Source organism: Pseudomonas sp. REP124, from assembly GCF_020164475.1.
GTDB lineage: Bacteria > Pseudomonadota > Gammaproteobacteria > Pseudomonadales > Pseudomonadaceae > Aquipseudomonas.
Map to the genome: position 1 here is coordinate 1 of NZ_JAIQWX010000180.1, position 11,147 is coordinate 11,147.

The window sequence follows — 11,147 nt, forward strand, 5'->3', positions numbered from 1 at the left end:
CTGTGCAACTTCTTGCGCACTTCTCTGAATCGCCAGAAAGGCGCAGTCTTCAGAGATGTATCCACAGGGTTATCCACAATTTTGTGCGCAACTTCTTGCGCATCATGGCGATGAGGCATCAGGGCGGAATCAGGCCAACAAATCCTGCAACGTCCCAAGGTGATCCGCCTCATCCACCGTCTTGTCCTGACGCCAGCGCAGCATCCTCGGAAAACGCACCGCGATCCCGCTCTTGTGTCGTTTGGACAGGGCAATCCCCTCGAACCCAAGCTCAAATACCAAGCTCGGTTTGACGCTAATCACCGGGCCGAATTTTTCCACGGTGGTTTTACGCACGATGTTGTCGACCTTGCGCATTTCTTCGTCGGTCAGCCCCGAGTAAGCCTTGGCGAACGGCACCAACGTGCGTTCGCTGGCGTCAGGCGGGCCGTCCCAGACGGCGAAGGTGTAGTCGCTGTACAGGCTGGCGCGGCGACCGTGGCCGCGCTGTGCATAAATCAGCACCGCATCGACGCTGAACGGGTCGACTTTCCATTTCCACCACACGCCCACGTCCTTGGTCCGGCCAACGCCATACATCGCCTCGCGGGCTTTCAACATCATGCCTTCGACCCCAAGCTGGCGAGACGCCTCCCGTTGCCGGGCGAGGTCGAACCAGTCCTGGCCGGTGAGCAGGGGCGAGGCGAGCAACGCCGGGTGATTGCTCTGGATGATGAGTTGCTCAAGTTGTTCACGGCGCCGGGCTTGTGGCTGATTGCGCCAGTCTTCGCCTCGCCACTCCAGCAGGTCATAAGCGAGCAGAACCACCGGCGCGTCATTGAGGATCTTCTTGCTCAGGGTCTTGCGGCCGATTCGCTGTTGCAGCAGGGCGAAGGGCTGCACGGCGGGCGTTGTCACCGATTGCGGGTCGAAGGCGTCTTCGGTGTGCGGTTGATCGGCTTTCCAGGCAACGATTTCTCCGTCGATCACCGTGCCGTCGGGCAGGCAATGCATCAGGCTTTCGAATTCAGGAAAGCGTTCGGTCACCAACTCTTCACCACGAGACCAGACCCACAAGCGTCCGTCGCGCTTGACCACCTGGGCGCGGATGCCGTCCCACTTCCACTCGACCTGCCAATCACTGGCAGGGCCGAGCAAGGTTTCAAACTGCTCGACCGGTTGCGACAGTGCATGTGCGAGGAAAAAAGGATAAGGCTGCCCACCACGCTGAGCATGCTCGTCGTCGGACTCGGCGGCAATCAGCTTCAGGTAACTCGCCGCGCCAGGACGGTTGGACAGATCGGTATAACCCACCAGACGCTGGGCTACGCGCTTGCTGTCCAGATGCGCCATGGCGGCGAGCGCGCGGGTCACCAGCAGTTTCGAGACGCCCACACGGAAACTGCCGGTGATCAGTTTGATGCAGAGCATCAGGCTGGCGCGGTCCAGTTGCGACCAGAATTCGGGCAGACGTTCGGCCAGCACTTCCGGAGATTCTCCGCGCAGGGGCAGGAGTTTTTCTTCGATCCATACCGCCAGCCCGTCGGTGGAGGTGTGGGGGACTTCCGGCAGCACCAGCGAGATGGTCTCCGCCAGATCGCCCACGGCTTGGTAACTCTCTTCGAACAGCCACAACGACAGCCCGGAATAGGCCATCGCCAGTTCCCGCAGCACTCGCACCGGGACCAATTGCCGGGGCCGTCCTCCGGACAGAAAGTACACCGCCCACGCGGCATCTTCCGGCGCGGCCTGGGCGAAGTAGCGCTGCATCGCCGCCAGTTTGGCGTTGCTCGAGGTGGTGGCGTCGAGCTCGGCGTACAACTCGGCGAAGGCTTTCATGAGCCGGCCTCGATGGATTCCTCTTCATCGTCACCGTATTCGGTGTTGAAACCCTGGGCGTCCAGGCCTTGTTCGCGCAGGTGGCGAACCAGCACGGCGACCGAGCCGTGGGTGACCATCACCCGTTCGGCGCCGGTCTGCTCGATGGCCCACAACAGGCCCGGCCAGTCCGCGTGATCGGAGAGCACGAAACCGCGATCCACACCGCGCCGACGGCGGGTGCCGCGTAAACGCATCCAGCCGCTGGCGAAGGCATCGCTGTAGTCGCCGAAGCGACGCATCCAGCTGCTGCCGCCGGCGGACGGCGGAGCGATGACCAGTGCCTTGCGCAGTTTCGGATCGGATTTTTCCAGGCTGCCGGCGTAGATCGTCGGCGGCAGATAGATGCCGCCATCGCGATACACCCGGTTCAGCGGCTCGACCGCGCCATGGGTGAGGATCGGCCCGAGGCTGGCGTCGATGCCATGGAGAATGCGCTGGGCCTTGCCGAAGGAATAGCAGAACAGCACGCTGGCCTTGTCTTCGGCGGCGTTGGCCTGCCACCACTGATTGATCTCGGCAAATATCTGGGCCTGAGGTTGCCAGCGGTAGATCGGCAGGCCGAAGGTCGACTCGGTGATGAAGGTGTCGCAGCGCACCGGCTCGAACGGCGCGCAGGTGCCGTCGGGTTCGATCTTGTAGTCGCCGGATGCGACCCACACTTCGCCACCGTACTCCAGGCGCACCTGAGCCGAGCCGAGCACATGGCCGGCGGGGTGAAAGCTCAGGGTGACGCCGTGATGCAGCACACGTTCGCCGTACGCCAGCGTTTGCAGGTCAATGTCCTGACCGAGGCGCGAACGCAGGATGCCTTCACCGGGTGCTGCCGCCAGATAATGCCGGTTTCCGGTGCGGGCATGGTCGCCATGGGCATGGGTGATGACCGCGCGCTCGACCGGACGCCACGGGTCGATGTAGAAATCGCCAGCGGGGCAATACAGGCCTTCGGGACGCGCGATGACAAGGTCCACGTTGATATCCGGGTGGAGGGACTTGTTAGGTGAGAGGCGGGCGCGGGGGGAGAAGTTCTATCGATTTTCGGGGGCAACGCAATTCCAATGTGGGAGCGGCGGTGCGACGATTCGACTTGCTCGCGAAAGCGGTGTGTCAGTCGACGTCAATGTTGACTGATCCACCGCCTTCGCGAGCAAGCCCGCTCCCACAGGGTTTCGGTTCTGCCTTTACTTGCCCGGTGTCAGTGTCAGGCGCTTGGTGCCGTACACGCGGTCAAAGTTCTGCGGCTGCATCGGCAAACTCATGTACTGCCCCTTCAGCCACGGGTCGATGCTGTTGAGATAATACGGGCTGGCCGGATTGCCGGACTGGCCGGTGGCAAGCTGCGCTGTCAGCGGCTCGGACTGGCCGAAGTCGACGATGAAGCGCATCGCCGGCACCAGCGTGGTGTTGAAGTCCTGGCCCCAGGCGAACGCGGCGGTGTTGAGGGTGGTGTGATCGCCACCGGCCGCCAGCGGTCCGCGCACCGTCTGGCCACTGCTGTTCTTCCATTCATAGCGATGCAGTTTGCCCCACTGCCAGGCGCTGTGACTGCCGCCCAACTGACTGTCGCCAGCGTTGATCGCCGCGGCCAGGCTACGGGCGAGGATCGCCGGTTTGTCTTCTTTCTGCGGGGTGCGCAGGTCATCCCAGAACGGACTGTCTTCGCGTCCCAGCAGGTGATCGGCCTGCGCGGCGTAGGACAACTTGCCGTTGGCGATGAAGGCTTTCCAGGCCGGGCTGCTTTCCGGACCCAGTTCGTCGAGGAAAATCTGCTTGGTGCTTTCCTGCAGGAACAGCTCGTAGATCGCGGCATCGGCGGAAGTCGGGCTTAGCTTGCCGTCAAACGCCATCAACCGGGTGAAGGCTTCGCGCGCCTTGTCGCGATCCGCCGCCGGCAAGGCGTCGATGGCCTGCTTGAGTGGCTGGGCCATGCCCGGTGCTTCGAACATCTTCTTCAGCTTGGCGGCGAAGGTGGTGGTCTGGTCGTACTGCATGGCGATCAGGCTGCGGGTGTCATGTTTGCCCGCACCCGCCAGTTGGGCCAGGCGCTCGCCGCGTTCCGGTGCCGACCAGGAATTGGACAGCTGCATGCCGTAGCCATGGGGAATGACCCGCTGGTTGGCGGTGCCGAGCCAGCCCTGGGCCGGGTCCTGATCGTAGGGGTGCAGCATCGGGTCGGCGTAACCGTCCCAGTCGTAGCGGCTTTCCCAACCCGGCGAAGGCAGCAGCCCTTCGCCTTCACGGCGGTTCGGGTAACGACCGGTGACCTGCCAGCCGATGTTGCTGGCATCGGCGAACACCAGGTTCAGGGCGATGGCGCGGATCTCGCGGCTGGCGTCCGACGCACGTTCGACGTTCTGCGCCCGGGACAGATCGAAGAACGCGTCCAGGGTTTTATCGTCGGTGAAATTCGGCGTCTGCAAGGCCAGGCCGAGGCCGCTGCCCTGGGCCAGGCCCTGGGCGCTGTTGAGCAACGGACCATGACCGGTTTCGTACACCGCTTCGCGAATCGGCCGCTGGCCTTTGACGAAATAGGTTTCGTTGCGCACGATCGCCGGCTGCCATTTGCCGTTGCTTTCATAGGCCAGGCCATTGCCCTGGCGGCGGATTTTTTCCAGGAACAGATCCTGGTTGTCGCCCATGACGCTGGTCGCGCTCCACGCCACCTTGCCGTTAAAGCCGCCAAGGATCATCGGCAAGCCGGCGATAGTCGCGCCGGAGGCCTGATACTTGGTGGTGCGGATCTGCACGTAGCTGTACAGCGACGGCACGCCCATCGGGCCATGACTGTCGCTGGCCAAAAGGCTCTTGCCGCTGCGGCTGCGTTGCGGGGCGATGGCCCAGTTGTTGGACGAAGTGGCGCCCAACATATTCAGCTCGGACAGCTGGCCGGTGGCTTTGCTGAGCTCGGCGAGTCCCGGCACTTGCCCGTTGAGCTTGATGCCTTGCAGTTTCTCGCTTTCGGCCAGCGGCAGTTTTTCGTCCGGGGCCGATGGCGTCAGCCATGCCAGTTTGTCGGTGGTGACCGTCTGCGCCAGCACCAGCGAGGCAATTTCTTCCGGCAGATTCGCTGACTGGCTGAAATTCAGCAGGCAGAAAATCAGCGCCGAGTCTTCCGGTTTCCAGTATTCAGGTTTGTAACCGCTGGCGGCGAGGTCAGCCGGCAGTTTGTCGCGGTAGCGGAACAGGTAGGCGTTGACCCCGCGGGCATAGACTTCGAAGAAGCGCTTGAGGCGCGGCGAAGAGGCCTTGTACAGCTCACCGGCGCTTTTCTTCAGGTTGACGGCGCGCATATAGCGGTCGGCATCGAGCAGGTCGGCACCCTGCATCTCGGCCAGGCGCCCCTGGGCCAGCAGGCGCAGGGTGACCATTTGCGTGATGCGATCGCTGGCGTGCACATAGCCGAGGGTGAACAGTGCGTCGTGGAAGCTGCTGCTTTCGATCAACGGCATGCCCATGGCATTGCGCCGTACCGAAACGTTCTGCGCCAGACCCTTGAGCGGCTGCACGCCGGAGACGGGTGGGAGAGTGTCCTGGGCATTGAAGCTCTGACAACCGGTCAGGCTCAAAACCCCCGCCACTGCTGCGGCAACGCCGAACCGGGGTAGAAATTGTGTAAGGGCTGGCGAGGCCATGGCAAAGCTCCTGCGGGGGTGGTAGCGCAATAAAGTCGCTACGTTAGTGAGCAGGCGATGGCGGCGCAAGCGGCGGGACGAGGTTATTTCAGGATTTATCGGATAATTGCATTGCAAGGTCGCGCACACCTTGCAGGTGCTGCCTCAGGCTGCGATCTTTTCGCCCCTCGATCAATATTTCCGGAGATGCACGGGCATGGAACTCAAGCCGAACGCCGCACTGATCATCATCGATCAACAAAAGGGCATCCTGCACCCCAGGCTCGGTCCACGAAACAATCCACAGGCCGAAGATCGCATGCTCGAACTGTTGAACCATTGGCGACGCAGCGCCCGACCGATCATTCACGTACAGCACTTGTCGTGCAGCGAAGATTCGGTGTTCTGGCCGCAGCAGTCGGGGGTGGAGTTTCAGGAGCGCTTCACGCCGCTAGCTGGCGAGCAACTGATTCAAAAGCAGGTGCCCGATGCGTTTTGCGCCACGGGACTGGAGACGTATTTGCGCGAGGCGGGGATCGGGCAATTGATCATCGTGGGTGTGGCGACCCACAACTCGGTGGAATCCACGGCGCGTACGGCGGGCAATCTGGGTTTCGAGACCTGGGTGGCTGAGGATGCGTGCTTCACCTTCGACAAGGCCGATTTTTTCGGCAATGCCCGTTCGGCGCAGGAGGTGCACGGGATGTCGCTGGGGAATCTGCATGGGGAGTACGCGACGGTGGTCAGCACCGCCTTCATCCTGGCGGATGCCTGAAGTCCCGACTTGTAGGAGCGTGGCTTGCCCGCGAAGGCGGTGGGGCAGCTAGCATCAAGGTGTCAGGTAAATCCATTCGCGGGCAAGCCACGCTCCCACAGGGTTTGTGTTGTTCTCGAAACCTGTGGGAGTGAGCCTGCTCGCGATAGCAGTCGATCAGGCGAAAAACATCAAGCGCCGTGGCACTTCTTGAATTTCTTGCCGTTGCCGCATGGGCAAGGGTCGTTGCGGCCGACGTCTTTCAGGGCGTTGCGGACCGGCTCCTGAGGAGCATGGTTGCAGTGCGGGCCGTGGACATGGCCATGGTCGTGATCATGTTCATGGTGGTCATGATCGTGGTTGCAGTCTGGGCCATGGACATGGGGTTGCTGGGTCATCGGGGTCACTCCGGAATTAGATCGGCGGGGATTATCACGCCATTACGCGCCAGGTGCACGTAATGAGCGATGAATAAACCGGTTTCCATCTCGCCTTCCAGACGATAGGGGACGCCCTGCCTGGATTCCTTAAGTTGTTTGACCAGATCCTTGAGCTTGGGCCAGAGGTTGGTGCGGATCGGCACTTTGTAGAAGCGACTGCTCTTGGGGTTAACGGTGACCCAGTGCTCATGCTCGCCATCGGCCAGCAGGATGCCCCCCAGATGAACGCGATATTCCATGCCGCGTACGGTCAGTTCGCTGTCGTTGCGGTTGTCGATGCGAAAGTGCAGCACGAAGCGCTGTTCCATCAGCTTGGCCCGCACCACCTCAACCTTGACCAGATGCACCTCGGGGTCCGGTTCATCGGTGCTGAACCAGGACGCGCAGCCACCGAGCCCCAGACAAAGAGCCAGCGTGAGCAGACCGTGTGCGAGTCGTCGGGTGATCATGGTGCGATTCTCCCTTTGTAGCAGCTGGCGAAGCCTGCGTTCGGCTGCGCAGCAGCCGCCAATCCTGCGACCTCGTTTTACCTCAGACACCATGCCATCGGGATTTACGCCTGCTGCACAGGCGGACGCAGCCTTCGGCAGCTGCTACAAAAAAGCGCTCACCTCAACTGCCGAAATACCCCGAACAGCACTTCTTGAATTTCTGTCCGCTGGCGCAAGGACAGGCGTCGTTGCGGCCGATGTCCAGGGGCACGGTCGGGTCGATGAAATACCAGCGTCCGGCGTTCTGCACGAAAGAGGAGCGCTCGCGATGGCTGTGCTCGCCGCTGCCGTCGTGCCAGCGCGCGGTGAAAGTGACGAAGGCGTGTTCCGGCTGGCCGCCGAGCACTTCCGAGCTTTCCACTTCCAACCCCAGCCAGGTGCTCTGGGCACTCCAGTCGCTGATCGATTGCCGATCCAGACCCGACTGCTGGGCGGGCAGAGTGGTCGCCACCAGATAATCGATCAGGCCCAGCACATAAGCGCTGTAGCGCGAACGCATCAGCGCTTCGGCGCAGGGTGCCGGGTGGCCGGCATGGTAATGGCCGCAGCAGGCATCGAGCAGGGTGCCGCTGCCGCAGGGGCAAATGGATGTACTCATTGCGTTACCACCAATATTTCCCGAAGTTTTCCGGATTGGCCCAGAAACGCGAGTTGAGCCAGTCGGGGACTTGTTTGTATTCAAGCAGATCGTAGGTGAACAGGGTCAACACCTGGTCATCGCGTTGAAAGCGCTCGCTGGCTTGCAGTGCCAGGGAGAAAAAATCCGTTTCCTGCCAGCCGCTGGCCGCCAGGTCAGCCAGTACCGCGATGCGGCTGGCGTTGAGGTTGCGGATGCCGCCCAGCAGGTTCAGACCCTCGCGCTTGGGCAAGTGCTCAAGGCAATCGACCACCAGCGCCAGATCGAAACGCCGCGCCGCCAGTTCATCCGGCAATGGTCCAGGTGCCGCGTGCGCCACGCAGGTGTCCGGGTGCGCGAGCTTGAACGCCTCGAGTGCCGGGAACTCGCTGGCGCCGATCAGCAACAGTCGCGAAGGCGCGTAACGATCCAGCAGAGCGGCGAGTGCCTGCTGGGGTGTGCGCGAAGAAATACCTGCATTCATTGGAGACCCTCACTCAGATCTGCCAAGACTAGCCTGCCCGCAAGTTCGAGCCTAGAGCGGGTTCGGGGGAAAAGTGACGATCTCCCGTGAATACGGGACAAATCTGCAATGGCCTATTGCTGGCGGAGTTTTAAACTCCGGTCTTTACTCCCTGAATCGGTTCTAAGCCGATCATTCAGGAGAAAACTAGATGAGCATAGTTCGGACAGCGTTACCCCTGGTTCTGCTAACCAGTGTTTTGACTGGTTGTGCAGGTTTGCAGAAGACCGACTGGCCGACCTGTGCGGCGGTCGGAGGTGTCGTGGGTGCGGGACTCGGTGCCACCGAGAGTTCGTCATGGGCAGGCTGGGGTGCGCTGGTTGTCGGTGGTACGGCAGCGGCCTATTGCTGGGTTCATGGCGATGGCGACGAAGACGGCGACGGCGTACCGGACAGCCGCGACAAGTGCCCTGGCACGCCTCGAGGCGTGAAGGTCGATGCCGATGGCTGCCCACCACCAGCTCCGGCTCCAGTGGTTGAAGAGGTCGTGGTGGTCAAGGAAGAAGTCATCGTCATCCGCGATGTTCACTTCCAGTTCGACAAGGCGACCCTCACAGCGTCCGACAAACAAGTGCTGGACAAGATTGCCACTCGCTTGAAAGGCGAGGCGCCTAATGCTCAGTTGACCGTTACCGGCCATACCGACAGCGTGGGCAGCGATTCCTACAACCAGAAACTGTCGGATAAACGCGCTCACTCGGTGGTTGAGTACCTGATCCAGGAAGGCGTGCCACGCAGCAACTTTGTGTCTGTTTCCGGTGCCGGTGAAAGCCAGCCGGTTGCCGACAACAAAACCGCCGACGGCCGTGCGCAAAACCGTCGCACGGAAATCAAAATCCAACGCTAGGTCCCTCGCATCCGCGGCTTGTGCAGTCGCGGATGCGGGTCTTTACTCCTGTGTAACCGGCATCGGCCGGTGACACAGGAGCTTTCAAAAATGAGCAATCTCACACGGACCGTCTTGCCGGTTCTGCTGCTCGGCAGCCTGTTGACCGGTTGCGCTACTCACAGTGATGGCACTGCCCCCCTCAATCAGCGTACCTGGCCGATCTGCAGCGTCATTGGCGGACTGGTCGGCGGAGGCCTGGGCGCCATCGAAAGTGGCGGTTGGGCGGCCGGCGGAGCGGCGCTCGGCATTTTGACCGGTGGCTTGATCTGTTATGCCCAGGATGGCGATGAAGACGGCGATGGCGTTTTCGACCGACGCGATCGCTGCCCTGACACTCCGGCCAATACCCCTGTAGATCATCGCGGTTGCCCGCTGCCGCAATACCCGGCCAGCGTGAAACCGGCTGAGCCTGTGCAGGCCGAGGTCATCACCCTGAGCGATGCGGGCGATGTGCTGTTTGCCTTCAACCAGTCCGACCTGACCCCGACCGCGCAAAGCCAGCTCGACTCGATCATGGGCAAGCTGGAGGATGACAGTGTGGTCAGCATCAAGGTGGTCGGGCATACCGACAGCGTCGGCTCGGATGCCTACAACCAGGGTCTGTCTGAGCGGCGTGCCAGCAGCGTGGCGCATTATCTGCTGACACAGGGCGTGGCGCCGGCCAAGCTTACCAGCGAAGGCAAGGGCGAAAGCCAGCCGGTGGCGGACAACGACACCGAGGAAGGCCGCGCGAAAAACCGTCGCGTGGAGTTGCACATCAATCGATAGAGAGCGCCGGGCTAGAGCCGTCGAGCGCGGATTCGCCGCGTTTCGACGGCCATTCGGCGATCTTCATCAAGTTTTTTCGCTTGCCCTCTGGCTAATCCCGCGTGGATGCCGTTACTGTGCCCCAAACAATAATTCTTATCGGGGGCGCGTATGAAGGTGCTATGGGGGCTGGGGAAGCTGCTGACTCTGCTGTTCTGGCTGGTAGTGCTTGCCAATCTGCTCATACCGTTCGTTTATCCGTTGCACCAGTTGGTCAACCTGGCCGGCGCCGTGCTGGCGGTCCTGCATCTGCTCGAGGCACTGTTGTGCTTTCGCAGTCTCAGAGGACGCGAGCATCCCTGGCGTGATCGTCTGAAGATTGTCATTTTCGGCGTTTTCCACCTGCTAACCATTCCTGCCCCCACCGCATCTAAGGCTTCCCATGCGTAAACTCTGTCTGCTCGCTGCACTCATCAGCCCATTGGCCTGCGCCCAGGTGGTCAGCGTCGAAACCAACTCGCTGATGCGTCTGCCCAACACCGCAAGCACCTTGCAGTTGGAACGCCTGGAAGTGGCCGACTACGGCACCTTGCTGATCCCTTCGAACGTGACCGAACTCACCGTGGGTGAACTGCATCTGGGGCGTGAAGCGCGGATCGCGATCGTGCCCGGCGAACAGGCGTTCGAGCTGAAGGTCAGCCGTGCCGATTTGTCCGAAGGCAGCCAGATCACTGCCCGTGGCGCGCCAGGCACTTACCAGAAAGCGGCCCGTTCCGGGCGCAACCTGAATTTGCAGATCAAGGCTTTGAACGCGCCGCTGTTGCAGGTGGATGCCCGCGGTGGGGCAGGGGCGCCGGGGTTCTTCGGGCTGGACGGGGCCAATGGTGAGGCACCGGGTTGTGCGTGGGGCCAGGCCGGTCGCGGTGCTGATGGCAGCAACGGCAGCGATGGCCAGCCAGGAGCGCCGGGAGCGCTGGTGAAACTGGCGGTGCCGCACGATTACCCGGCGGAACAGATCAAGGTGCAAGTGGCCGGCGGTGCCGGTGGCCTGGCCGGACCTGGCGGCAAGCCGGGCGCGGGTGGCAAGGCCAAGGGCTGCGTTGTTTACAAGGCTGATGGCGGCAAAAGTGGCAAGCCTGGGGCTGATGGACAGCCAGGGGCTGCGGGTGCGGCGGGTTCGGTGACGGTACAGCGGTTGTAATTCGACCCTATCGCGAGC

Annotated in this window: 12 protein-coding genes; 5 read left to right on the top strand and 7 right to left on the bottom strand. The window is 62.0% G+C overall.

Going from position 1 to position 11,147, the window contains the following annotated elements; all coding sequences use genetic code 11:
- Positions 1–129: 129 nt before the first annotated feature.
- The 3 genes from K9857_RS27155 to K9857_RS27165 all read right to left on the bottom strand — a co-directional run bounded on the left by K9857_RS27155 (position 130) and on the right by K9857_RS27165 (position 5,489).
- Positions 130–1,818 carry an ATP-dependent DNA ligase gene (locus K9857_RS27155; RefSeq protein ID WP_224541144.1) on the bottom strand — a complete coding sequence of 563 codons (1,689 nt, stop codon included), beginning with the start codon at positions 1,816–1,818 and terminating at the stop codon, positions 130–132.
- Complete coding sequence (locus K9857_RS27160; protein ID WP_224541146.1) at positions 1,815–2,828, bottom strand: ligase-associated DNA damage response exonuclease; 1,014 nt, start codon at positions 2,826–2,828, stop codon at positions 1,815–1,817. Before K9857_RS27160 ends, K9857_RS27155 begins: the two co-directional genes overlap by 4 nt.
- A 210-nt stretch (positions 2,829–3,038) precedes the next feature.
- Complete coding sequence (locus K9857_RS27165) at positions 3,039–5,489, bottom strand: penicillin acylase family protein (protein WP_224541147.1); 2,451 nt, start codon at positions 5,487–5,489, stop codon at positions 3,039–3,041.
- A gap of 196 nt (positions 5,490–5,685) precedes the next feature.
- Here K9857_RS27165 and K9857_RS27170 point away from each other — a divergent pair, with 196 nt between their 5' ends.
- Entirely contained in the window at positions 5,686–6,243 is a 558-nt protein-coding gene (locus K9857_RS27170) for a cysteine hydrolase family protein (protein WP_224541149.1), read from the top strand.
- 170 nt (positions 6,244–6,413) lie between these two features.
- Here the strand turns inward: K9857_RS27170 and K9857_RS27175 are convergent, their stop codons facing one another.
- The 4 genes from K9857_RS27175 to K9857_RS27190 form a co-directional block, all read right to left on the bottom strand.
- Positions 6,414–6,620, bottom strand: coding sequence for an SEC-C metal-binding domain-containing protein (locus K9857_RS27175; protein WP_224541151.1), 207 nt, complete (start codon positions 6,618–6,620; stop codon positions 6,414–6,416).
- A gap of 5 nt (positions 6,621–6,625) precedes the next feature.
- Positions 6,626–7,111 carry an LEA type 2 family protein gene (locus tag K9857_RS27180; RefSeq protein ID WP_224541153.1) on the bottom strand — a complete coding sequence of 162 codons (486 nt, stop codon included), beginning with the start codon at positions 7,109–7,111 and terminating at the stop codon, positions 6,626–6,628.
- Positions 7,112–7,274: 163 nt separating this feature from the next.
- Positions 7,275–7,751: a YchJ family protein gene (locus tag K9857_RS27185; protein WP_224541156.1), complete on the bottom strand. Its 477-nt coding sequence runs from the start codon at positions 7,749–7,751 to the stop codon at positions 7,275–7,277.
- Between the two features lie 4 nt (positions 7,752–7,755).
- Positions 7,756–8,253 carry a DUF6231 family protein gene (locus K9857_RS27190; protein WP_175379908.1) on the bottom strand — a complete coding sequence of 166 codons (498 nt, stop codon included), beginning with the start codon at positions 8,251–8,253 and terminating at the stop codon, positions 7,756–7,758.
- A 190-nt stretch (positions 8,254–8,443) separates the two neighbouring features.
- Here K9857_RS27190 and K9857_RS27195 point away from each other — a divergent pair, with 190 nt between their 5' ends.
- From K9857_RS27195 to K9857_RS27210, 4 genes are all read left to right on the top strand, one after another.
- Entirely contained in the window at positions 8,444–9,139 is a 696-nt protein-coding gene (locus tag K9857_RS27195) for an OmpA family protein (protein WP_224541158.1), read from the top strand.
- A 90-nt stretch (positions 9,140–9,229) separates the two neighbouring features.
- Positions 9,230–9,949, top strand: coding sequence for an OmpA family protein (locus K9857_RS27200; RefSeq protein ID WP_224541161.1), 720 nt, complete (start codon positions 9,230–9,232; stop codon positions 9,947–9,949).
- Positions 9,950–10,099: 150 nt separating this feature from the next.
- On the top strand, positions 10,100–10,378 hold the full coding sequence (locus tag K9857_RS27205; RefSeq protein ID WP_224541163.1) for a DUF1145 domain-containing protein: 279 nt from the start codon (positions 10,100–10,102) through the stop codon (positions 10,376–10,378).
- The gene (locus tag K9857_RS27210; RefSeq protein ID WP_224541165.1) at positions 10,371–11,129 is read left to right on the top strand and encodes a collagen-like protein; all 759 of its coding nucleotides are present in this window, start codon (positions 10,371–10,373) and stop codon (positions 11,127–11,129) included. Before K9857_RS27205 ends, K9857_RS27210 begins: the two co-directional genes overlap by 8 nt.
- Positions 11,130–11,147 lie beyond the last annotated feature (18 nt).